The organism is Nocardiopsis oceanisediminis (assembly GCF_048595525.1).
Taxonomy (GTDB): domain Bacteria; phylum Actinomycetota; class Actinomycetes; order Streptosporangiales; family Streptosporangiaceae; genus Nocardiopsis_A; species Nocardiopsis_A oceanisediminis.
Map to the genome: position 1 here is coordinate 2148754 of NZ_JAFMZJ010000001.1, position 21393 is coordinate 2170146.

Genomic DNA, 21393 nt, shown 5'->3' on the forward strand with positions numbered 1-21393 from the left:
TTCCAATATTGGGGTCATGCCGAGGAAGTCGCTGGTCACGGCCGCGGCGGCGCGCACGTCCGCTCCGCACCGTCCGGCACGGTACGGCCCGGTCGGCCGCCTCCGGCGGTGCGCGGGATCCCCTCCGGGGCGCGCGGTCAGGCGTTGAGCCGCCACACGGCGAGGTTGAGCGCGGCCGCGAAGGCGACCCAGAACCAGTAGGGCACGAGGAGCGCCCCGGACACCGCGCTGACCCGGAAGAACGCGGGGACCGCCGCGGTGAGCACCGCCAGCAGCAGGACGATGTCGACCAGCGCGGTGCCGCGCAGGCCCGCCGCGAAGAACAGCGGCGTCCACGCGGCGTTGAGGACCAGCTGCACCGCGTAGAGCGACAGCGCCGTGCGCGCGCCGCTCCAGCCCCGCAGCCGCCACACGTTCCACCCGGCCACCGCGATCGCGGCGTAGAGCACCGTCCACACCGGGCCGAAGACCCAGGAAGGGGGAGCCCACGCGGGCTGCTCCAGGCGCATGTAGTCCTGGGCGGCGGTGGTGCTCGACAGGGCGCCGGCCAGCGCGGCGGCGATGACGGCCGCGGCGAACACCCCCAGCCCGGCCAGCGCGGGCGCCCCCGCCGCCCGCGGCGGCCGCTCGGTCTCGCTCACTGCGGTGGCCTCCTCCGGCCGCTGGGCTGCGGGCCGGGGCGGCCGTCCGGTCCGCCTCGGAGAGGACGGCGCCCTGCCGCTCCGATGCCCCGCGCGGTGGGGCCGAAACCCCTGAGGACGCCTCCTCCTTCGGACCGGGCCCGGCATCCGTCCTTGCACCTCAAGCGGCGGGGAGCGCTTCCGCCCGCCCCCGGCGCCCGACCGGGGAGGGGGGAAGGGGCAGGGCGGTCGACGGCCCTGCCCCGGTTCATGTCCTGGAGCCGTTCCCGGACGCGTTCGACTTCCGCGACCTGCAGGAACGGTAACCCTCCGGCTCGCTCTGAGGGCGGCGCCGCGCCATCGCCCCGGGAGCGCCGCCGGTATGGGCGTTCCTTCCGGCCTGCGCTGCCTCCTGCGGGGGAGGCCTCCTGCGGCCGAGCCGCTGCGGGGTGGCCCGGGGCGGGGCGCGCTACCGGGCGGGCGCCGAGGGGTCCAGGGCGATGGCCTCGACCTCGATCTGCCAGTCGGGCCGGGCGAGCGAGGACACCTCGAGGAGGGTGTCGGCCGGGTAGGGCTCGGTCAGGAACTCCTCGCGCAGCCGGATGACATCGGGCAGGACCGCCGCCATGTCGCGGACGAAGATGCCGATCTTCACGACGTCGGCGAGGGTGGCGCCGGCCTCGGCCAGGACCCGCTGGACGTTGGCGAAGGCCTGGCGGCCCTGGGTGAGGAAGTCGTCGGAGACGGTGGCGCCGCGCTCGTCGAACCCGGCCTGGCCGGAGACGTGGATGAACCCTCCGGCGCGCACCGCCTGGGAGATGCGGTAGGGCGCGTACCAGTCGGGGGCGGTGGCGACCTTGGCGATGCGGGTGGCGGGCATGGTGGCTCCTCAGAGAATTATCTGCATGTACATGCATTTGATGTACATGCAGATCATGCACATGCATGTATCCTGGTGTCAACTCGCATGGCGGAGAGGAAGGGCGGCGCCGGTGGACGCGCGGATCTGGGACGACGTCGTGGCCCTCCACGGCCGGGTCGAGCACGAGCTCGGCCGCGCCCTGCAGCGGCGGCACGGCATCGGCCTGTCGGAGTACCGGGCCCTGTGCCGGCTGGAGGCCGCCGACGGCGGCGAGCTGCGGGTGCGGGAGCTCGCCGGCCTCATCGGCCTCAACCAGAGCTCGGTCAGCCGCCTCGCGGCCCGCCTGGAGGCCGACGGCCTGACCCGGCGCGACCTGTGCCCCAAGGACCGGCGCGGGGTCTACAGCGTCATCACCGGCGCCGGCCGCGCCCGCCGCGCCGAGGCCGAGCCCACTTACCGCGCCGCCTTGGAGCGCGCTCTGGCCGGCGCCGCCGCCGACCCCCGTACCGGCCCCCTTGCGGCGGCCCTGCTCGCCGCCGACCCGGCGCGCTGACCGGCCCGGGCGTCTCCGGAGGCGGCGAAGGCCCCCGCCCCGGGCCGGGGCGATGGACCCTGCGCATCACCCGGCACGGCACCGCGGTGCGGGTTCATCCACGGTGGCCTTCTTCCGCGGCTTCGGTGTTCTCCTCCCATGAAGAGAGGAGGCGGAGAGCCTCGTGGGTGGGGCTGTCTCGCGGAGCCGTCCAGATCACGAGCTGCTGCTCAGAGTCATGGGCTTCGATGAGGGTGTCCCAGTCGAGGGTGAGCTCTCCGACCGCCCGGTGGCGGAGGGTCTTGGTGCCGGTGGTCAGGCTGGCGACATCGCGTTCAGCCCACCACTGGCTGAACTGCGGGTCCTGCACGGAGAGCTCACCGACCAGCGAGGTCAGGCCGGGATCGTCGGGATACTTCGCCGCCTCCATCCGCAGCTGTGCGACGGCGGTGCGGGCCACGGACTCCCAGTCGGCGTAAAGGGCCCGCATCACCGGGTGGGTGAAGAGTATGCGCACGTAGTTGCGCTGCTTGGCCGGGATCTGGGCGAAATCGACCATCATGGCGGCTGCCAGCCGGTTCCAGCCGAGGATGTCCATCCTCCTGCCCATGACGATCGCCGGTGTCGTGCCCAGATCGTCCAGGAGCCGGCGAAGTTGCGGCTGGACCTTCTGCGCGCCCGGCCGGCGCGCCCGCCCGGAGGGCTTGCCGGCGAGGCTGAACAGGTAGCGGCGCTGGTCCTCATCGAGCTTGAGCACCTCGGCGATGGTCTTCAGCACTGGCGCGGACACAGTGATGCGCCCCTGCTCGATCCGCGTGTAGTAGTCGGTGCTGATCGCTGCCAGGTGGGCCACTTCCTCACGGCGAAGACCGGCCACGCGGCGCGGCCCGGAGGTGTCGGCAAGCCCGACCTCACCAGGCGACAACCTGGCGCGACGGGTCTTGAGGAAGGTGCCGAGCTCGTTCAACTCGGATCTGGCGGCCATGCCGAAAGTGTCTCACCGTCCCCGGCCGTCCACCGGGGGACGGAAACCTCCCAGGATGTTTCTTTCCACTGCCACTCGAGCTCATCGCGCAGCAGTATGGGACCCGGCAGGCACCGCGCACTGCGTGGGACCGCGAGTGCAAGGGGGAGCGGCCTTGACCGCACAGCCATCGGCGGCGCAGCGGGCCGCCGGCGCCATCGCTCCGGAGCCGGCCGACCTGACCGACGAGGTCTTGTTCGGGGGCCGGGCCTCTCATGACGGGATCGAAGCCTGGTGACCGTCTCCGCGCTCGCCGCGCTCTACCGCGGCGAGCAGCTGAACTTCCACTCGAAGTTCGCGATGGACAACGGTCTGGGCGAAGGCGAGCTCGGTGAGGCCCTCACCCATCCGGCGTCCTACGCCGGTCGGCTGAACGCGATGGACGCAGCCGCACGCCTGAAGGCGCTGCACAGCACCGGAGAGCAGGAGGAAGAGTGATGAGCGGCATGGACATCGACCCGATCTTCCCGCGCGGGGAGAAGAACGAGGCCTACGCCGAGTACTTCACCGGGCAGAGCTACCTGAACACGCTCACCACCGAAGGGGTCGCCGTATCGAACGTGACCTTCGAGCCCGGATGCCGCAACAACTGGCACATCCACCACGCCTCCTCCGGCGGCGGGCAGATTCTGCTCGCCACGGCGGGCAGCGGCTGGTACCAGGCCGAGGGCGAAGACCCTGTCAGCCTGGAACCGGGCTCGGTCGTCCAGGTCCCCGCGGGGAGGAAGCACTGGCACGGCGCCAAGGCCGACTCCTGGTTCACCCACATCGCCATCGCGGTGCCCGGCGAGGACACCCGCAACGAGTGGCTCGAACCGGTCACCGACGAGCAGTACGGCAAGCTCAAGTAAGAAGGAACGACGCATGGCGATCCTGGACGAGGACTACACCCTGTCCCACGGCGTGACCATTCCCAGACTGGGGCTGGGCACGTGGTTCATCGACGACGACCAGGCGGCGCAGGCGGTCCGCGACGCCGTCGGGATCGGGTACCGCAACATCGACACCGCGCAGGCCTACGGCAACGAGCGAGGCGTCGGCGAGGGCGTCCGCACCGCGGGCGCGGCCCGCGAAGACCTGTTCGTGTCCACGAAGCTGGCCGCGGAGATCAAGGACTACGACCAAGCGGCCGCCGCGATCGACGGATCGCTGGCGGCGCTGGGGCTGGACCACATCGATCTGATGCTCATCCACAGCCCCCAGCCCTGGGACGACTTCCGCGGCGGCGACTACGCCGAAGGCAACCGCCAGGCCTGGCGTGCCCTGGAGGACGCCCACAAGGCCGGCAGGCTCCGCTCCATCGGGGTGTCCAACTTCCTGCGGTCCGACCTGGAGGACATCCTCGGCTCCTGCACCATCGCACCGCAGGTGAACCAGCTGCTCGCCCACGTCGGCAACACCCCCTCCGAGCTCATCGCCTTCTGCCGGAGCAACGGCATCCTCGTGGAGGCGTACTCACCGATCGCCCACGGGCAGATGCTCAAGAACGCGGCCGTCGCGGCGATGGCCGACGACTACGGTGTGACCGTCCCGCAGCTGTGCATCCGCTACACCCTGCAGCTCGGCACCGTGCCGCTGCCCAAGACCGCGAACCCCGAGCACATGCGCGGCAACGCCCAGGTCGACTTCGCCATCTCCGACGAGGACATGGACATCCTGCGGGACATGCGCATGCAGGACTACGGCGAGCACAGCGATTTCCCCGTCTACAGCGGCAAGTAGCAACCGCTGCGCACACAGCACGCCCACGGCCGGCGGAGACCACCGATGACTGAGAACATGCGCGCCCGCCCTCGTGGGGCGGCCGCGGACCCGAGCGGGCCCAGGCCGAGGTGCCGATCCCCCGGCCCGGTCCGGGTCGGGTACTGATCCGCGACCACGCCTCGGCGACCGACAACGCCGACATCCCCATGCTCGACGAAGCCGATCCCGCCGGAGGGCGCGGCAAGGAGTGCATCGCCGGGTTCGAGTACGCCGGAAAGGCCGCGGCGGTCAGGGAGGACGCCGGCGACCGGCAGGTCGGCGACGCGGTGACGGGGGCCTTCCCGTCATCGCTCGCCGACCATCTCGTCGCGGACCACCGCTTCGTACCGCCCAGTCCAGGCGACCTCGCGCCCGAGATCGCGTGCGCACTCCCGACCGGCCTGTTCGAGGAGCGACTCCCTCAGCCCGGCACGGAGAAGAGGCGCTCACCGAAGAACAGGCCCGGCGAGCCCTCAGGCCTCCTCGGGCGGGACGCGGTCGTGGAGGTCGAGTATGTGGCGGATGCCGGCGAGGTTGATGCCCTGGTCGGCCAGCTCGGCAATGCGGCGCAGGCGGGCGATGTCGTTGTCGCTGTAGCGGCGGGCGCCCCCCGCGGAGCGCTGGGGGGCGAGCAGACCCTTGTCCTCGTACAGCCGCAGGGCGGCCGGGGTGAGGCCGACCAGCTCGGCGGCCACGGAGATGGCGTAGAGGGCCCGATCGGGCTCAGGGCGCGGGGTGTTCACGGAAGCCGCCTTCCGGGTCAGTGCAACGCGTGCAACCTCCTCCTAGAGCGGGAGGAAAGCTCGTTCAGTCGGCTTGTTTATGCTCCACCGACTGTGGTAATAAACTTGAGCGTAAGCGCATCAGGTTAGCTGAGCTGCAACTGGAGGTGACCATGATGCTGATGCGCACCGATCCGTTCCGCGACTTCGACCGGCTGACCCAGCGGCTGTTCAACGACACCGCGCGGCCGGCCACGATGCCGATGGACGCCTACCGGGAGAACGACACCTTCGTGGTCAGCTTCGACCTGCCCGGAGTGCGTGCTGAGAGCATCGATCTGGAAGTCGAGCGCAACGTTCTGACGGTCAAGGCCGAGCGCCCCGGGCTGAGCACTTCCCAGGAGCGTGAGACGGTCGTGACCGAGCGCCCCTACGGGTCCTTCTCCCGCCAGCTGTTCTTGGGCGAGACCCTGGACACCGACCACATCACGGCCGATTACGCCGACGGTGTGCTCACGTTGCGCATCCCCGTGGCCGAGCAGGCCAAGCCCCGCAAGATCAGCATCAGCGAGACCGGGGACCGGCCCCGCCGGATCAACGCCTGACCGCCCACGGGTGAGCGCTGCGGGGGCGGCCCGGGGGCCGCCCCCGCAGCACGGCTGGAGGCCCGCCCCGGCGGCGGGGCGGATGCTCGGTCGGCGAAATGCTCCATGACGTGCTCGATGCGGTCGAGTCCGGCATCGCGGTCGGGGCCGGGCGGCTCGGTCCTGGGTGTTGAAGGCGTGGATGACCTCGCGGACGGTGTCGCCGCCGGCGGAGGAGACGGCGCGCTGGGCCGCGGTCGGGCAGATGGCCCGCCGGCGAAGCGGTCCCGGCTGGCCTCGACTCGGGGAAAGGCCGGGGGAGGAGGGGGCCCGGGGGGACAGGGTCCCGCCTCGCATCGGTCAGCAGGCGGCGAAGTGCTCGTCCGCCGCCCAGTCGCCGCCGGCCCAGGCCTCGGGCGCCGGCGCGGTGAAGCCGGGGTAGAGCTCCGCCAGCTCGTCGAGCAGCCAATCGGTGAAGCGGGCCGCGCCCTGGGGGCAGGTGTGGATGCCGTCGGGGTTGCGGTCGGGCGTTCCCTCCCTCTCCTGGAGGTACTCCTGGCCCCACACCTCGGCGGCGTCGAGCACCGTGGCCTTGCCCGAGGAGCCCTCCGCGACCTCGCGCGCGACCTCGGGGGCGCGTTCGAGGTCGCCCATGTGCGGCTCGTAGAAGTCGTCGGGGCGGATCGGCGGCGAGGTGACGAACACCAGGTCGGCCCCTTCCCCGGCCACGGTCTCCAGAAGCCTGCCGTACCCCTCCGCCTGCTCCTCCCGCGTCCCCCAGTCGTAGGTGGTGATCTGGTAGACCACCACGTCGGGTGAGGCGGAGCCGATCTCGCCGGGCAGCGACTTCCAGTTCTCCTCGGAGAAGGGGCCCACGACGTTGCCCCCGCCCTCGGACGCGAGCGGCGTGAAGCCGACTCCCGCCTCCTCCAGTGCGGAGGCCAGCGGCAGGGACTGGCCCACGGCGACGGAGTCGCCGAGCAGGAGGACCTCGGACAGGGACGTGCCGGAGGGCTCGGCCGCGGATTCGGCGGCCGACGAGCCGGCGGACTCCTCGGGGGAGCCCGAGCACGCGGCGGCCAGCAGGATCAGCGGGAGTGCGCCGGTGAGGGCGCGCAGTGCGTTGTTCATGGGCCCCACGGTCGCGGAGCGGTGTCCGGGGGGCTCCACCGCCGTGTCGCAGTCGTGTCGCGAACCGGCCCGGTCTCCGCCCGAACGCCCCGGTGTGTCCGATACTGGCCTGGTGGCACGACTCCTCCTGATCGAAGACGACCCCATGGTGCGGCGCGGCCTCGAACTCGCCCTGTCCCGACACGGGCACGCCGTCCGCACGGCGGACACCGGTGAGGAGGGCCTGCGCCTCTACCGCGACCGCGCCCCGGACCTGGTCGTGCTCGACGTGATGCTGCCGGGTGTGAGCGGGTTCGAGGTGTGTCGCCGCATCCGCGCCGAGGGCGAGACCCCGGTGATCGTCCTGACCGCGCTCGGCGACGACTTCGACGTGGTCGGCGGGCTTGAGGCGGGCGCGGACGACTACGTCGTCAAGCCGGTGCAGCCCACCGTGCTCGACGCCCGGATCCGTGCGGTGCTGCGCCGCAGCGTCGGGGACGGCGAGGGGGTGCGTGTCCACGGCGGCCTGCGGATCGACACCGCGGCGCTGGTGGTCACCTTGGAGGGGGCACCGGTAGCGCTGACGCCCACCGAGCTGCGCCTGCTGCTGACCCTGTCCCGGTCGCCGGGCCGGGTGTTCGACCGCCAGCAGCTTCTGGAGGAGGTGTGGGAGCACGACTACCTGGGCGACTCCCGGCTGGTGGACAACTGCGTGCAGCGGCTGCGGGCCAAGATCGAGCCCTCCCCCGCCGCCCCGAGGTACGTGCAGACCGTGCGAGGGTTCGGCTACCGGTTGGGGCCCGTATGAGACTGCGGCGGTGGCCGGGCCCGCGCGGGCTGCGCTCCCGCCTGCTGGCCGTGTTCACCCTGGTGACGGTGGTGGCGGCCGGGGCGGCGGCGTGGTCGGGCGCGGGCGCGGCCAGCGCGGCGCTGGTCTCCTCCCACCAGGAGCGGATCACCGAGGGGGTCGCGGTGCGGATCGCGGAGGCCGCGCCTCAGCTGCCCTACCCGCCCGACCAGGAGTCGCTCGACGGGCTGCGCCGGGCGGTGGGCGGGGACACCGTGGTCACCTTCGGGGACCTGGTCTCCTCCGATGGGTTCGACACCTCCCTGGTCACCGGCGAGCTGCGCACCACCGTGCGCCGCGAGCGCCGCCTGGCGGCCCAGCGCGTCACCCTGGAGGACAGGTCATGGCTCCTGGTGGGCACCCCCGTGATGACCACCACCCCCGATGGGGACCGCGCCCCGTCGGGGATCGAGGTCTACACCCTGCGCGACCTCGCCGACGTCGAGCGGGATGTCGAGGGCATCACCCTGACCGCGACGGCCACCGCGGTGGCGGCGCTGCCCCTCGCGGCGCTCTTGACCCTGCTGGCCGCGCGCGGTGTGCTGCGCCCCGTGCGCGACCTGCGCGACACGGCGGGGCGGCTGGCCTCCGGCGACCTCGACGCGCGGTCGGAGCCCCAGGGGGTCGACGAGCTGGCCGAGCTGGCCGGGGCCTTCAACGACATGGCGGCCTCGCTCCAGGAGTCCATGGCGGCGATGGAGCGCATGCAGGCCGACGCCCGCAGGTTCGCCGCCGACGTCTCCCACGAGCTGCGCACCCCCCTCAGCACGCTCGCTGCGGCGGTGGAGGTGCTGGAGGACGCGACCGGCGGCATGGAGGCCGACGCCCGCGAGTCCGTGAGGATGGCGATCAGCGAGACGCACCGGCTGATCCGGCTGGTGGAGGACCTCATGGAGGTGTCGCGCTTCGACGCCGGCACCGCGGTGCTGCGCACCGAAGAGGTGGACGTGTCCGCCGCCGTCCGCGACTCCCTGCGCCTGCGCGGCTGGTCGGATCAGGTGCAGGTGCAGGCGCCCGACCGCGTCCCGGCCCGCGTGGACCGCCGCAGGCTGGACGTGGTCGTGGCCAACCTGGTGGGCAACGCGCTGCGCCACGGGGCCGCGCCGGTGCGGGTGCGCGTGCGCGCCCTGGCAGAGGAGGTGCACATCATCGTGACCGACTCCGGACCCGGGCTGGGCGAGGACGTGCTGCCCTTGGTGTTCGACCGCTTCTACAAGGCCGATGCCGCCCGCACGCGCACCCCCGGAAGCGGGTTGGGCCTGGCGATCGCCCGGGAGAACGCCCGCTTGCACGGGGGCGACCTCACCGCGGCCGACACGGGGTCGGGGGCGCGGTTCGACCTGGTTCTGCCAAGGAGGACAGAGGAACGGTGAGACGGATCTGCGCGACGATGGTGGCCGTCCTTCTCACAGGGTGCGGGGTAGGCCCCTCGGAGGTGTTCGACGGCGGCCCGGCGCCCACGGGCGTGGCACCGGGAGTGACGCTGTACTTCCTGGACGACCGGGGGGAACTTCTCCCGCAGCGGCGCGACACCGGCCGCCTGGGCTCGATCTCCGAGGCGATGACCCTGCTGCTGACGGGGCCGGGCGACTCTGACCTGCGCACGGGAATCGCCGAAGGCGCCGTGGAGCGTATGGTGGTGACCGTGAAGCCGGGCCTGGTCGACCTGGCCACCCCGTTGGAGATCGGGGACGTCACCTCTGCGGGGATCGACCAGATCGTGTGCACCGCCCTGGGAGTGCACGTGCAGTCCGGCGGGGCGACCGACACCCGGGTGCGGGTCCGCTTCGTCCAGCCGACCCCGGAGTCGGAGGAGCTGCGGACCTGCCCGCTGATCGGCTGATCAGTCCAGCGCGGTGACGTCGACGGCCGGCGGCGCCGGGGCGGGCACGGCGACCCACACCAGGGCCAGGGCCGCCATGACCGCCGCGAACGCGAGCGCGCCGCGGCCGCCCGAGGCCCAGGACGCACGGAACCGGACAGGGTTCTCCACCAGGTGGGTCGAGAGCACGGCCAGGCAGGTGGAGACGGCGCACACCAGGGCCGTCCACCACCAGCCGGACAGGCCGGTCGCCTCGGGGGACAACAGCACGATGACCGGCCAGTGCCACAGGTAGAGGCTGTAGGAGATCGTGCCCGTCCAGCGCAGAGGCGCCCAGGACAGAATCCGCGGCACCGGCCCCCTGGGCGCCTGCGTGCACAAGCCGATGAGCAGGGCGCAGGCCAGCGCATGTGCGAACAGACCGCCCCGGTACAACCACAGCGAGGTCGTCCCGTCGGCGAGCAGCCACAGCGCGCCGACCGCGGCCGCTGCGGCCGCGGCCGCGCCCGACACGGCCCGCGGCGCGCGCTCGACCGTGCGCTCCAGCAGGTCGTGGACGCGGGCTGTGGCCACCAGCGCGCCCAGCAGCAGGGAGAAGGCCCGTGTGTCAGTACCGGTGTAGACGCGGGTCGGGTCAGCCGGGTCGACGAGGACGGCCATCCACACCAGCGAAGCCAGGGAGACCACGGCGGCCAGCAGCGCGACGCGGTCGCCGACCCGTTTGCCGCCCAGGGCGACCAGGGCCACCAGCAGCGGCCAGACCAGGTAGAACTGCTCCTCGACCGCGATGCTCCACAGGTGCTCGAACACCCGCTCCGAGCCGAACCGGTTCCAGTAGCCGGCCGACTCGGCGAGCAGGTGCCAGTTGAGCAGGTTCAGCTGGACCCATGGGCCGTCCGCGAGAGTGGTCCGCACCAGCTGCGGCGGGCCCACGGCCCGGACCGCGAGGGTGACGCAGACGAGCACGACCACCAGCGCGGGCAGCAACCGCCGCAGGCGGCGGCCCCAGAAGGACACCAGGGACACCCGGCCGGCCGTCTTGACCTCCTTTAGCAGCAGACCGGTGATGAGGTAGCCGGACAGGGCGAAGAACAGGTCGACTCCGAGGAACCCCCCGTCCAGGTTGCCGGTGTGGAAGAGCAGGACGCCGATGACGGCGACGCCCCGCAAGCCGTCCAGGGCCGGGAGGCGGGAGCTGCGGGCCGGGGGCCGGGCGGTTGCGGCCGAGGGATCCGGTGTCATGGGCCGATCGTCGCGGCCCCGTGTCGGGAACGGGTCCGCGCCGTGTCCCGATCCCGTCGTGATCGCGGAGGGCGCCGAGGAGGGCCGGGACGCCGCCCGAGCGCTCACGGCCGCGAGCTCGCCGCGGTCGGCCTGTACCGGGCACACCTCCTCTGCCGGCCACTCGGCGAGCTTGTCCTCACCGTCCTCGGCGGCCGGCCGGGTTCCGTAGCGCTCCTGGATCCGCCTGCGGTGGTACTCGATCGTGCGGCCGGTCCAGGCGTACTCGGCGAACAGGGCGGCCTCGCCGCCGACCCCGGAGGCGACGGGGTCCACCGCGGCCGCGAAGACCTCCTCGGGGTAGGCGGGAATGAGCCCTCGCTCTGGAAGGGCTCCAGCAGCAGCGCGAACCCCGGCCGGGAGCTGCCGGGTGTTGAGGAGGTGAGGCGCCGCCTGCTGGGTGGGCCCAGGTGCGGGCCACGCTGCGTAGCGCGTTGTCGGCGGCGGTGGCCCGCCCCGACCTGCCGGTGCAGGTCAATGCGGCCTCCCATGTTGTGCTGGCCTCGTGTGCGCGGCTGCGCCCGCTGGTGTGGAGTGGCGAGCGGGTGCGGCGCTACCGGGAGAAGGGCCAGGCGCCTTCGGCGGTGATGGTGTGGACCCCGGGGCAGACGGCGGCGTTTCTGGCGCGGGCCGCACAAGACCGGCTGTACCCGCTGTTCCACCTGATCGCGCTCAAGGGGCCGCGCCGGGGCGAGGCGGTCGCCCTGCAGTGGGAGCACGTGCGCCTGGAGGAGGCCCAGATCGACATCTGCTCGCAGGTGGTGCAGCTGGGGTGGAGGACGGTCACCACCGCACCCAAGAGCGAGGCCGGGCGGCGGGCCATCACGCTGGACGCCGAGACGGTGCGGCTGCTGCGGGGCTGGCGCAAGCGCCAGGCGGCCGAGCGGTTGGCCGCCGGGCGGGGGTGGGTGGATTCGGGGCGGGTGTTCACCCACGCCGACGGCTCGGGTCTGCACCCGGGGTGGGTGGGCAGGCTGTTCTGCCGGATCGCGGCGGAGGCGGGGCTGCCGCCGATCACGCTGCACGGGCTGCGCCACGGGGCGGCGTCGCTGAGCCTGGCCGCACAGGTGGACGTGAAGGTGGTTGCGGCCGAGCTGGGCCATTCCAGCACCTGGTTCACCCAGGACACTTACCAGTCGGTGTTTCCGGAGGTGGCGCGGGAGGCGGCTGAGGCCACCGCGGCGCTGGTGCGGGCCGGGGCCGCGCCGGGGGCGCCCGGGCGGTGATGGGGCGGGCGGCGCCGCCGGGGCCACACCTGGCCCCGGGGGCGCTGCCGGTGTGTGTCCGGGGCCGGGGGTGTGTCGGGTTTGTGGGGCGGTTCAGGGGCGCCGGGGGCATCCGGGGCGGGGGTGCAGCGGATTTGTGCGGGGTGGTGCGGGGGCGGGTGCGTGCTGGGGAGCGAGCGCGGAGCCGGCAGGGGGGCGAATCGGGCGCCGGGAAGGGGTGAACCCCAGGCCTGCCCGGTGGTTGGGGTGGGGTTGACCTGGGGTTTTGTTGGTGCACCCGGCAGGATTCGAACCTGCGGCCATCGGATTAGAAGTCCGGTGCTCTATCCACTGAGCTACGGGTGCGCGTTTCAATTGTGGCCTGCCGCGGGGGTCTGCGTCGCAGGGGCGGCAGGGAGTCCATGGGAGGGCCTCCGGCCCGGGCGGTGCCGGGGTCCCCGCAGTCTTGCGGGGGACATCCTACGGTATTCGGGCGATGGGCCCCAAGGATGGGCAAAGCAAGAGCAACTGCGGCCAATCGTAGTTGCGCCTCGTTAGCGCTCGGGCTTCACCAAAACGACGGGTATCGGCGTCGGACCACACGTTACCCGTGATTAACCCTTGCCGGGGTGCAGGTCGGGGGCGTTTCGCCGAGTCGGGGGCGGGGCGGCGCCCGGCGGGCGGGGCCCGGGGATCAGAAGATCCACCAGATGCCCGACACGGCGAGGGCCTCCAAGGCCGACAGCAGAGCCATGTGCTCCTCCTCCCTGATCCGTGCGGACGGCGGGCCGGTCCGTGCGTACGGCGGGGAGGGCGCGACGCGTGCGGTGGTCATGCTCCCCCGGGTGTCCGGGCAAACCGCCTTTGCCCGTGCTTGGCCTGATCATGGTGCGGGGGAGCGGGGCGCGGGGGCGCTACCGTTGTGCCGTGACGAAGCAGAGGCCGGACGGCGGCGCGCGGGCCGCGGGGCTGATCACCGGGGCCGTGCTCGACCGGGTCGTGCCCGACCCGAGGCGGGGGCACCCCGTCGCGCTGTTCGGGGCGGCGGCGGCCCGCCTGGAGCAGGCGCTGTACCGCCCGTCGCGGGCGAGCGGCGCCCTGTTCACCGCCGCCGCGGTGGGCTCCGCCGCCGCGCTGGGGGCGCTGGCCGAGCGGGCGCCGGGCCCGGGGGCGCGCACCGCGGCCACCGCCGCCGCCGCCTGGGCGGTCTCCGGCGGGGCCATGCTGCGCAGGGAGGCCGGGAGGATCGCCGGCGCCCTGGAGGCGGGCGACCTGGACGAGGCCCGCCGCAGGCTGCCCGGGCTGTGCGGGCGCGACCCCTCCGCCCTGGACGGCAAGGGGATCGCCCGCGCCGCAGTCGAGTCGGTCGCGGAGAACACCTCGGACGCGGCCGTCGGCGGGCACGTGTGGGGCGCCCTGCTGGGCCTGCCCGGGCTGCTCGGGCACCGTGCGGCCAACACCCTGGACGCCATGGTCGGCCACCGCTCCGAGCGCTATGAGCGGTTCGGCTCGGCTCCGGCGCGCCTGGACGACGTCGCCGGGTGGGCGCCCGCCCGGCTCACCGCGCTGCTGGCCTGCGCCGCCGCCCCGCTGGTCGGCGGGGACACCCGGCGCGCCCTGGCGGTCACCGCCCGGTACGGGCACCGCCACCCCAGCCCCAACGCCGGCCACTGCGAAGCGGCCTTCGCCGGCGCCCTGGACCTGCGCCTGGGCGGCGCCAACCGGTACGGCGACCGGGTCGAGCACCGCCCCGAACTGGGCGACGGGCGGCCGCCCGGCCCCGCCGACCTGCGCCGCGCGATCCGGCTGGCCGGCATCGTGGACGCCGCCTCGGCGGGCCTGGCCGCGCTCGCCGCGGCCGGGATCCCCGATCGGGCGCCCGGTGCGCGCCGCGGAGGGGGGCGGCGGTGAGCGGGGCGGGAGGCGCGGCCCCGGCGCTGCTCGTCGCGGGCACCACCTCCGACGCGGGCAAGAGCGTGGTCACCGCGGGCCTGTGCCGGTGGCTGGCCCGGCAGGGGGTGAAGGTCGCGCCGTTCAAGGCGCAGAACATGTCGCTCAACTCGGTGGTCGCCCCGGACGGCGCGGAGATCGGCCGGGCGCAGGCCATGCAGGCCGCCGCGGCCGGGCTGGAGCCGTGCGCGGCGATGAACCCGGTGCTGCTCAAACCCGGCGGCGACCGGAGCAGCCAGGTCGTGGTGCGCGGGCGCCCGATCGGCGAGGCCGACGCGCTGAGCTACCGGGACTACAAGGAGCGGCTGCGCGAGGTGGCGCTGGAGTCGCTGGCCGAACTGCGCGCCGACTACGACGCGGTGGTCTGCGAGGGCGCGGGCAGCCCGGCGGAGATCAACCTGCGGGACGGCGACATCGCCAACATGGGCCTGGCGCGCGCGGCGGACCTGCCGGTGCTGCTGGTCGGCGACATCGACCGGGGCGGGGTGTTCGCGGCGATGCACGGCACCCTGGCCCTGCTGGAGCCGGCGGATCAGGCGCTGATCGCCGGATTCGTGGTGAACAAGTTCCGCGGCGCGCGGGAGCTGCTCGAACCGGGCCTGGACATGCTGCGCGACCTCACCGGCCGCCCGGTGCTGGGGGTGCTGCCCTGGCTGGACGGCCTGTGGCTGGACGTCGAGGACTCGCTCGCGCTCAGCGTGGACCGGGGGCCCGCCGCGCCGCCGGTCACCGGGACCGCCCTGCGGGTGGCGGTGGTGCGCACCCCGCGGATCAGCAACTTCACCGACGTCGACGCGCTCACCGTCGAACCGGGGGTGGACGTGCGGTTCGCCACCGCCCCGCACGAGCTGGACGGCGCCGACCTGGTGATCCTGCCCGGCAGCCGGGCCACCGTGGCCGATCTGGACTGGATGCGCGGGCGCGGGCTGGACGCCGCGGTCGCCGACCGGGCCCGCCGGGGCCGCCCCGTGCTGGGCATCTGCGGCGGCTTCCAGATGCTCGCCCGCACCATCACCGACGAGGTGGAATCGGGGGCCGGGACCGTGCCGGGGCTCGGCCTGCTGCCGGCGGCGGTCCGCTTCGCGGCGGAGAAGACCCTGGCCCGGCCGCGCGGCACCGCCTACGGGGAGGACGTCCGGGCCTACGAGATCCACCACGGGCGGGTGGAGACCGACTGGTCCGACGCGGCGGCGCCCGAGCCGTTCCTGGACGGCTGCCGGAGCGGAGCGGTGTGGGGCACCACCTGGCACGGCGCCTTCGAGAACGACGGGTTCCGCCGCGCCTTCCTCACCGACGTCGCCGCCGCGGCGGGGAGCGCGTTCCGCCCCGCCCCCGGCACCGACTTCGCGGCCGCCCGCGCCGCCCGCCTGGACGCGCTGGGCGACCTGGTCGCCGAGCACATGGACACCGGTGCGGTGCTGCGCCTGCTGGAGCGGGGCGCCCCCGCAGGCCTCCCGGTGGTCCCGCCGGGCGGGCCGCGCCGGCGCTGACCCCCGGGGGGCCGGGAGGGCGGCCGCCGGGCCGCCCCGGGCCGGGGCTGTGGACGACGGGCTGTGGACGGGCGGTGGCGCTCCGTCGCGCGGCGGCCTAGCGTGGTACCCGACCGGTGGCGGACCGGGTGGGAAGAGGGCCGAGCGCAGCGCGGACAGGGGCCCCGACGAGAAGGACGCCGCCGCCGGGATCCGGCCCGCAGGGCCGGAGCACCCCTGCTCCTTCCATCTTCGGAGGCCCCCTGTGACCATCACCGGAACCGACTGCACCGCCGACCGCACCGACGACCGCACCGACGGCCCCGCCGCCTTCCCCGGGGCGGAGGGCGCGCCGCCGCACCGGGTCGTGCTCGACCTGGACCCGATGACCCGGGCCGAGCTGGAGCGCGCCGCGGGCGGCCGCTCCGTCGAGGCCTACCTGTACATACTGGCCGGGCGCTGCGCCCGGTGGAGCGAGATGCGCGACTGGCTGATCCACTTGGAGGCCTGCTACGGCCCGATCCCCGCGGAGGCCCTGGAGCGGCTGCACCGGAAGATGCTCGGGCTGCGGCCGGCGGCCGGGTCCGGGGCCGCGCTCGGCGTCGCGTTCACCGGCGAGGAGCTCGCCGCGCTGAAGGAGGCCGCGGACGGCAGGGCGCTCGCCCCGTTCGTCCGGGAGGTTGTGCTGGACCGGCTCACCGCGGCGGCGCAGGATACCGCCGAGCCCCGGCCGGACGGGGGGTGAGCCTTCCCGCCGCCCCGGGCCGAGGCTCTCCCGGCGGCGCCCGGTCCGCCGGCCCCGCCGGGAGGCCGCGGGGCCCGGCGGCGGTACCGGGGCCGCGCCGGGCTAGGCGGCGAGCGAGCGGGCGTAGTTCACCTGCTGGGCGACGTTGGCGCCGGTGGCCCTGCCCAGGGCGGGGACCATCGTGGAGTGGTACGTTCCGCCGCCCTGCACGGTCACCTGGATGTAGCCGGTGACCCGCTCCTCCTTCACCAGCAGGAACAGCAGGCCGAGCAGGCAGGTCCACCAGAAGACCAGGATCGCCACGATGATGGCCCAGACCGGGGTGGTCTTCTCCACCCGGGACATGTCGGTGACGGTCCATACCGACCCCTTGATCGGGAACCGCCCGGCGGGGGTGATCACCTCGGTCTGGGTGACGGCGATGTCGCCGATGGTGGTGAGCGTCGGCCCGCCGGCCGGGGCCGGGGCCATCGGCGCGTCGTAGCCGCCCGCCTGCACGGGGACGATCTCACCCGAGCTCTGCGGGGGCGGCCCGTACACCGGTCGGCCGTAAGGGTCGGTTCCTGGGGGCCGCTGATAGGGGTCGCCGGCCCCGGAAGGGGGGTGGGGGTACTGGGTCATGCGCTGATTGTCGCAAAGCGCTCGGCCTGATGGGACCCGCTCGGGAAAGGCGTTCCGGCGGCCGGAGGCGGGCCGGGACAGGGCCTCTGCGAAGATGGGGCGGTACGTGCCGCGAAGGAACACGGTGCCCCGGATGGCGGGGCCTGGCCGGATCCGGCCTGGAAGCCGTGGCTGTCCCGCAACTGTGAGGGAGGAGCGCCCCCGGAAGCGCGCCACTGCCGGCACCGCCGGCGGGAAGGCCCGGGAGGCGCGGCGAGCCCCGAGCCAGGAGACTTCGCGGCGCGCGAGCATCCGATCGGCACCGGGGCGCGGACCCCGGAACGACACGAAGGACCGAGTGTGGCCACCATTCTGCTGCTGTCCACCGCGGACACCGAGCTCCTCGCCGCACAGGCGGCCGAGGCCGGGTACCGCACCGCGAACCCGGCGCGGACCCCTGCGGGCGAGGTCCCCGCGCTGCTGGAGGGGGTCGACATCGCGGTCGTGCGGCTCCTCGGCGGAACCGAGTTCTGGCCGGAGGGCATGGCCGCGCTGCGGGCCGGCGGCGTTCCGCTGGTGGCCCTGGGCGGTGAGGCCGCGGTGGACGCGGAGATGATCGCGGCCTCCACGGTCCCCGCCGGGGTGGCCACCGAGGCCCACGCCTACCTGGCCGAGGGCGGGGTGGAGAACCTGCGCCAGCTGGCCCGGTTCCTCTCCGACACGGTGCTGCTCACCGGGGACGGGTTCGCCCCGCCGGAGAAGATGCCCGAGTACGGCCTGCACGAGCGGCCGCGCCGGGAGGGCGCGCAGGCGGCAGGCGCGCGGCCGGTGGTGGCGGTGGTCTTCTACCGGGCGCACGAGCTGTCCGGCAACACCTCCTTCGTGGACGTGCTGTGCGACGCGATCGAGGAGGCCGGGGGAGAGCCGCTCCCGGTCTTCTCCGGCTCGCTGCGCGGGCTGGACGCGGAGAACGCCCCCGGCCTGTTCGAGCTGCTCGGCCGGGCCGACGCGGTGGTCACCACGGTGCTGGCCGCGGGCGGGGCGGTCGCCGCCGACGCCAGCGGAGGCGGCGACGAGGACGCCTGGGACGCGGGCGCGCTCGCCGCGCTGGACGTGCCGATCGTCCAGGGCCTGGTGCTCACCTCCACCCGGGAGCAGTGGCAGGCCTCCGACGCGGCGCTCACCCCGATGGACGCCGGCATGCAGGTGGCCATCCCGGAGTTCGACGGCCGGCTGATCACCGTCCCGTTCTCCTTCAAGGAGCCGGCCGAGGGGTCGGCTCCGGTCTACCGGGCCGACCCGGAGCGGGCGGCCAGGGTGGCCGGGATCGCGGTCCGGCACGCGCGGCTGCGCGCGGTGCCGCCGGCCGAGCGCCGCCTGGGCGTGGTGCTCTCCTCCTACCCCACCAAGCACTCCCGGGTCGGCAACGCCGTCGGGCTGGACACCCCGGCCTCGGCGGTCCGGCTGTTCCGGCTGCTCGCCGAGCGCGGGTACGACCTCGGCCCGGACGACGCGCTGTGGCGCCGCCCCGGGCCCGGCGAGGACCGCCGCGAGGACGACGGCGATCCGCTCATCCACGCGCTGATCGCGGCCGGCGGGCACGACGTGGAGTGGCTCACCGAGGAGCAGCTCTCCGCCGCCGGCGCCCGGGTGCCGCTGGAGGACTACACCCGCTGGTTCGAGGCGCTCCCCGCCGGGCTGCGCGACTCCATCCGGGAGCACTGGGGCGAGCCGCCGGGCGAGCTGTACGTCGACGACTCGCGCGGCCGCCCGGAGATCGTGCTGGCCTCGCTCCGCTTCGGCAACCTGGTGCTGATGATCCAGCCGCCGCGGGGCTTCGGCGAGAACCCGATCGCCATCTACCACGACCCGGACCTACCGCCCTCGCACCACTACCTGGCCGCCTACCGGTGGCTGGAGGGATCGCGCGAGCAGGGCGGCTTCGGCGCCGGCGCCGTGGTGCACCTGGGCAAGCACGGCACCCTGGAGTGGCTGCCCGGCAAGGGGCTGGGGATGGCGGCCGAGGACGCCCCGGACGCGGTGCTGGGGAACCTCCCGCTGGTCTACCCGTTCATCGTGAACGACCCGGGCGAGGGCACCCAGGCCAAGCGGCGCGGGCACGCCACCGTGGTGGACCACCTGGTGCCGCCGATGGCGCGCGCCGACACCTACGGCGACATCGCCAAGCTGGAGCAGCTCCTCGACGAGTACGCCCTGGTCAGCGACCTGGACCCGGACAAGGCGCCGGCGCTGCGCGCGCAGATCTGGACGCTGATCAAGACCGCCGAGCTCCACCACGACCTGCACCAGGAGGACATGCCGGGCGAGGAGGAGTTCGACGACTTCGTCATGCACGTCGACGGCTACCTGTGCGAGATCAAGGACGTGCAGATCCGGGACGGCCTGCACGTGCTGGGCGCGGCCCCGGAGGGGGAGGCCCGGGTCAACCTGGTGCTCGCGGTGCTGCGGGCCTCGCAGGTGTGGGCGGGCGCGGCGGGCGCGCTCCCCGGGCTCCGCGCGGCGCTGGCCCGCCGCTTCGGCCTGGAGGAGAAGGCGCTGCTGGCAGACCCGGGCGCCCGGATCGAGGTGCCCAAGGAGCTCGCCGCGCTGGAGGACGGGCCGGCCCGCACCGCCTCGGACGCGGTCGACCTGCTGGAGGCGGTGGCCCGCCGGCTGGTGGAGGCGATGGAGGAGGCCGGCTGGGAGGCCGGGCGCGCCGAACCGGTGGCCGCCGGGGTGCTCGGCGGGGCCGCAGGCGGCGAAGAGCGGGCCGCTTTCGCCGATGCGGTCCGGGTGCTGGTCTTCGCGGCCGAGGAGGTGGTGCCGCGGCTGGCCGCCACCGGCGCCGAGATCGACGCGGTGCTGCACGCCCTGGACGGCGGGCACGTCCCGGCCGGGCCCTCCGGATCGCCCACCCGGGGCCTGGTCAACGTGCTGCCGACCGGCCGCAACTTCTACTCGGTCGACCCCAAGGCGATCCCCTCCCGCAACTCCTGGGACGTGGGCCAGGCGCTGGCCGACTCGCTGGTCGCCCGGCACCTGGCGGACACCGGCTCCTACCCGCGCTCGGTCGGGATCACGGTGTGGGGCACCGCGGCGATGCGCACCCAGGGCGACGACATCGCCGAGGTGCTGGCGCTGCTGGGGACCAGGCCCACCTGGGACGACGCCTCCCGGCGGGTGACCGGTTTCGAGATCGTCCCGCTGGAGGAGCTGGGCCGGCCGCGGATCGACGTCACACTGCGCGTCTCCGGTTTCTTCCGGGACGCCTTCCCGCACGTCATCGGGTTGATCGACGACGCGATCAGCGCGGTGGCCGGGCTGGAAGAGCCGGAGGAGTCCAACTACTGCCGGGCGCACGCGCTCGCCGACCACGCCGGCCACGGCGACTGGCGGCGCGCCACCACCCGCATCTTCGGGTCCAAGCCGGGCGCCTACGGGGCGGGGCTGCTGCCGCTGATCGACGCGCGGAACTGGCGCGACGACGCCGATCTCGCCGAGGTCTACGCGGTGTGGGGCGGCTACGCCTACGGGCGGGGGCTGGACGGAGCCGAGCGCCGCCCGGACATGGAGGCGTCGTTCCGCCGGATCGCGGTCGCGGCGAAGAACCAGGACACCCGCGAGCACGACATCGTCGACTCCGACGACTACTTCCAGTACCACGGCGGGATGGTCGCCATGGTGCGCCGGCTGACCGGGGGGTCCCCGGCCGCCTACATCGGCGACTCCGCGGTGCCGGACCAGGTCAAGACGCGGACCCTGGGCGAGGAGACCCGCCGGGTGTTCCGGGCCAGGGTGGTCAACCCGCGGTGGATCGCGGCGATGCGCCGGCACGGCTACAAGGGCGCGTTCGAGCTGGCCGCCACGGTGGACTACCTCTTCGGCTACGACGCGACGGCCGGCGTCGTCGACGACTGGATGTACCGGACGCTCGCCGAGACCTACGTGTTCGACCCGGAGAACCGGGACTTCCTGGAGGAGTCCAACCCGTGGGCGCTGCGCGGCATCTCCGAGCGGCTGCTGGAGGCCGCTGAGCGCGGGCTGTGGGAGGAGCCGGAAGAGGAGCTGCTGGAGCGGCTCCGGGAGACCTACCTCCGGATGGAGGGGGAGCTGGAGGGCGACGACTGACCCTCCCCCCGCCGGGCGGGGTAGCCGATCGCATCCGGGAGGCGCAAGAACCCTGGGGTGAACCGGGGTGGCCGCATGCGGCCACCCCGGTTCGCTGTGCCTCCGGTCACATCCGGAGCGGCGGGACGGCCGGTGTTACCGCTGGTAGC

21 protein-coding genes, 1 tRNA gene, 1 pseudogene and 1 riboswitch are annotated in these 21393 nt (G+C 74.1%); of the genes and pseudogenes, 14 read left to right on the forward strand and 9 right to left on the reverse strand.

What is annotated here, in order from left to right; all coding sequences use genetic code 11:
- Positions 1-137: 137 nt before the first annotated feature.
- Positions 138-641 (reverse strand): TspO/MBR family protein, encoded by a 504-nt coding sequence (locus J0910_RS09655; protein WP_420158187.1) that lies wholly within the window; start codon positions 639-641, stop codon positions 138-140.
- 448 nt (positions 642-1089) lie between these two features.
- Positions 1090-1500 carry a RidA family protein gene (locus J0910_RS09660; protein ID WP_420158188.1) on the reverse strand — a complete coding sequence of 137 codons (411 nt, stop codon included), beginning with the start codon at positions 1498-1500 and terminating at the stop codon, positions 1090-1092.
- 25 nt (positions 1501-1525) lie between these two features.
- Here J0910_RS09660 and J0910_RS09665 point away from each other — a divergent pair, with 25 nt between their 5' ends.
- The gene (locus J0910_RS09665) at positions 1526-2035 is read left to right on the forward strand and encodes a MarR family winged helix-turn-helix transcriptional regulator (RefSeq protein WP_420158189.1); all 510 of its coding nucleotides are present in this window, start codon (positions 1526-1528) and stop codon (positions 2033-2035) included.
- A gap of 94 nt (positions 2036-2129) precedes the next feature.
- Here the strand turns inward: J0910_RS09665 and J0910_RS09670 are convergent, their stop codons facing one another.
- Positions 2130-2999, reverse strand: a complete 870-nt coding sequence (locus tag J0910_RS09670) for a helix-turn-helix domain-containing protein (RefSeq protein WP_420158190.1) — start codon at positions 2997-2999, stop codon at positions 2130-2132.
- A gap of 154 nt (positions 3000-3153) precedes the next feature.
- Between J0910_RS09670 and J0910_RS09675 the strand changes: the two genes are divergently transcribed.
- The 4 genes from J0910_RS09675 to J0910_RS09690 are packed head-to-tail and all read left to right on the forward strand — an operon-like array spanning position 3154 to position 4760.
- A complete protein-coding gene (locus tag J0910_RS09675; protein ID WP_420158191.1) occupies positions 3154-3276 on the forward strand; it encodes a hypothetical protein in 123 nt (40 codons plus the stop codon).
- The gene (locus tag J0910_RS09680; protein ID WP_420158192.1) at positions 3273-3476 is read left to right on the forward strand and encodes a carboxymuconolactone decarboxylase family protein; all 204 of its coding nucleotides are present in this window, start codon (positions 3273-3275) and stop codon (positions 3474-3476) included. The genes J0910_RS09675 and J0910_RS09680 overlap by 4 nt, the downstream gene beginning before the upstream one ends.
- Positions 3476-3889, forward strand: coding sequence for a cupin domain-containing protein (locus J0910_RS09685; protein WP_420158193.1), 414 nt, complete (start codon positions 3476-3478; stop codon positions 3887-3889). The genes J0910_RS09680 and J0910_RS09685 overlap by 1 nt, the downstream gene beginning before the upstream one ends.
- Before the next feature lie 13 nt (positions 3890-3902).
- Positions 3903-4760, forward strand: a complete 858-nt coding sequence (locus tag J0910_RS09690; RefSeq protein WP_420158194.1) for an aldo/keto reductase — start codon at positions 3903-3905, stop codon at positions 4758-4760.
- Positions 4761-5254: 494 nt separating this feature from the next.
- Here J0910_RS09690 and J0910_RS09695 read toward each other — a convergent pair whose 3' ends face one another.
- Complete coding sequence (locus tag J0910_RS09695; protein WP_420158195.1) at positions 5255-5524, reverse strand: MerR family transcriptional regulator; 270 nt, start codon at positions 5522-5524, stop codon at positions 5255-5257.
- Positions 5525-5676: 152 nt separating this feature from the next.
- Between J0910_RS09695 and J0910_RS09700 the strand changes: the two genes are divergently transcribed.
- The gene (locus J0910_RS09700) at positions 5677-6108 is read left to right on the forward strand and encodes an Hsp20/alpha crystallin family protein (RefSeq protein WP_420161933.1); all 432 of its coding nucleotides are present in this window, start codon (positions 5677-5679) and stop codon (positions 6106-6108) included.
- A 339-nt stretch (positions 6109-6447) separates the two neighbouring features.
- Here the strand turns inward: J0910_RS09700 and J0910_RS09705 are convergent, their stop codons facing one another.
- Positions 6448-7218 carry an SGNH/GDSL hydrolase family protein gene (locus tag J0910_RS09705; RefSeq protein ID WP_420158196.1) on the reverse strand — a complete coding sequence of 257 codons (771 nt, stop codon included), beginning with the start codon at positions 7216-7218 and terminating at the stop codon, positions 6448-6450.
- Between the two features lie 112 nt (positions 7219-7330).
- On the opposite strand from J0910_RS09705, the gene J0910_RS09710 reads away from it, so the two are divergent.
- From J0910_RS09710 to J0910_RS09720, 3 genes are all read left to right on the forward strand, one after another.
- Positions 7331-8005, forward strand: coding sequence for a response regulator transcription factor (locus J0910_RS09710; protein ID WP_420158197.1), 675 nt, complete (start codon positions 7331-7333; stop codon positions 8003-8005).
- Positions 8002-9417: an ATP-binding protein gene (locus tag J0910_RS09715; protein ID WP_420158198.1), complete on the forward strand. Its 1416-nt coding sequence runs from the start codon at positions 8002-8004 to the stop codon at positions 9415-9417. Before J0910_RS09710 ends, J0910_RS09715 begins: the two co-directional genes overlap by 4 nt.
- A 104-nt stretch (positions 9418-9521) precedes the next feature.
- Complete coding sequence (locus J0910_RS09720; protein ID WP_420158199.1) at positions 9522-9887, forward strand: hypothetical protein; 366 nt, start codon at positions 9522-9524, stop codon at positions 9885-9887.
- Here J0910_RS09720 and J0910_RS09725 read toward each other — a convergent pair whose 3' ends face one another.
- The gene (locus J0910_RS09725; RefSeq protein WP_474646589.1) at positions 9888-11423 is read right to left on the reverse strand and encodes an acyltransferase family protein; all 1536 of its coding nucleotides are present in this window, start codon (positions 11421-11423) and stop codon (positions 9888-9890) included.
- Positions 11424-11554: 131 nt separating this feature from the next.
- On the opposite strand from J0910_RS09725, the pseudogene J0910_RS09730 reads away from it, so the two are divergent.
- Positions 11555-12373 (forward strand): annotated as a pseudogene (locus J0910_RS09730) (site-specific integrase); the annotation flags it as partial.
- Between the two features lie 269 nt (positions 12374-12642).
- Here J0910_RS09730 and J0910_RS09735 read toward each other — a convergent pair.
- Both J0910_RS09735 and J0910_RS09740 read right to left on the reverse strand, forming a co-directional pair.
- Positions 12643-12718 (reverse strand) — tRNA-Arg (locus J0910_RS09735).
- Between the two features lie 328 nt (positions 12719-13046).
- Complete coding sequence (locus J0910_RS09740) at positions 13047-13187, reverse strand: hypothetical protein (protein ID WP_420158200.1); 141 nt, start codon at positions 13185-13187, stop codon at positions 13047-13049.
- Positions 13188-13279: 92 nt separating this feature from the next.
- Between J0910_RS09740 and J0910_RS09745 the strand changes: the two genes are divergently transcribed.
- From J0910_RS09745 to J0910_RS09755, 3 genes are all read left to right on the forward strand, one after another.
- Positions 13280-14263: a cobalamin biosynthesis protein gene (locus J0910_RS09745; RefSeq protein ID WP_420158201.1), complete on the forward strand. Its 984-nt coding sequence runs from the start codon at positions 13280-13282 to the stop codon at positions 14261-14263.
- Positions 14260-15792 (forward strand): cobyric acid synthase, encoded by a 1533-nt coding sequence (locus J0910_RS09750; RefSeq protein ID WP_420158202.1) that lies wholly within the window; start codon positions 14260-14262, stop codon positions 15790-15792. The genes J0910_RS09745 and J0910_RS09750 overlap by 4 nt, the downstream gene beginning before the upstream one ends.
- Positions 15793-16036: 244 nt before the next feature.
- A complete protein-coding gene (locus tag J0910_RS09755) occupies positions 16037-16516 on the forward strand; it encodes a hypothetical protein (protein ID WP_420158203.1) in 480 nt (159 codons plus the stop codon).
- A gap of 102 nt (positions 16517-16618) precedes the next feature.
- Here J0910_RS09755 and J0910_RS09760 read toward each other — a convergent pair whose 3' ends face one another.
- On the reverse strand, positions 16619-17137 hold the full coding sequence (locus J0910_RS09760; protein WP_420158204.1) for a hypothetical protein: 519 nt from the start codon (positions 17135-17137) through the stop codon (positions 16619-16621).
- Positions 17138-17251: 114 nt separating this feature from the next.
- Positions 17252-17412: riboswitch (cobalamin riboswitch) on the forward strand.
- Between the two features lie 64 nt (positions 17413-17476).
- Between J0910_RS09760 and cobN the strand changes: the two genes are divergently transcribed.
- A complete protein-coding gene (gene cobN, locus J0910_RS09765; protein ID WP_420158205.1) occupies positions 17477-21244 on the forward strand; it encodes a cobaltochelatase subunit CobN in 3768 nt (1255 codons plus the stop codon).
- The last annotated feature ends 149 nt before the right edge of the window (positions 21245-21393 follow it).

Coding starts and splice junctions, on each gene's coding strand:
- J0910_RS09665 (WP_420158189.1), top strand. CDS start 1,526: ATGTACATGCATTTGATGTACATGCAGATCATGCACATGCATGTATCC.
- J0910_RS09690 (WP_420158194.1), top strand. CDS start 3,903: ATGGCGATCCTGGACGAGGACTACACCCTGTCCCACGGCGTGACCATT.
- J0910_RS09740 (WP_420158200.1), bottom strand. CDS start 13,187: ATGACCACCGCACGCGTCGCGCCCTCCCCGCCGTACGCACGGACCGGC.
- J0910_RS09705 (WP_420158196.1), bottom strand. CDS start 7,218: ATGAACAACGCACTGCGCGCCCTCACCGGCGCACTCCCGCTGATCCTG.
- J0910_RS09700 (WP_420161933.1), top strand. CDS start 5,677: ATGATGCTGATGCGCACCGATCCGTTCCGCGACTTCGACCGGCTGACC.
- J0910_RS09685 (WP_420158193.1), top strand. CDS start 3,476: ATGAGCGGCATGGACATCGACCCGATCTTCCCGCGCGGGGAGAAGAAC.
- J0910_RS09760 (WP_420158204.1), bottom strand. CDS start 17,137: ATGACCCAGTACCCCCACCCCCCTTCCGGGGCCGGCGACCCCTATCAG.
- J0910_RS09715 (WP_420158198.1), top strand. CDS start 8,002: ATGAGACTGCGGCGGTGGCCGGGCCCGCGCGGGCTGCGCTCCCGCCTG.
- J0910_RS09660 (WP_420158188.1), bottom strand. CDS start 1,500: ATGCCCGCCACCCGCATCGCCAAGGTCGCCACCGCCCCCGACTGGTAC.
- J0910_RS09670 (WP_420158190.1), bottom strand. CDS start 2,999: ATGGCCGCCAGATCCGAGTTGAACGAGCTCGGCACCTTCCTCAAGACC.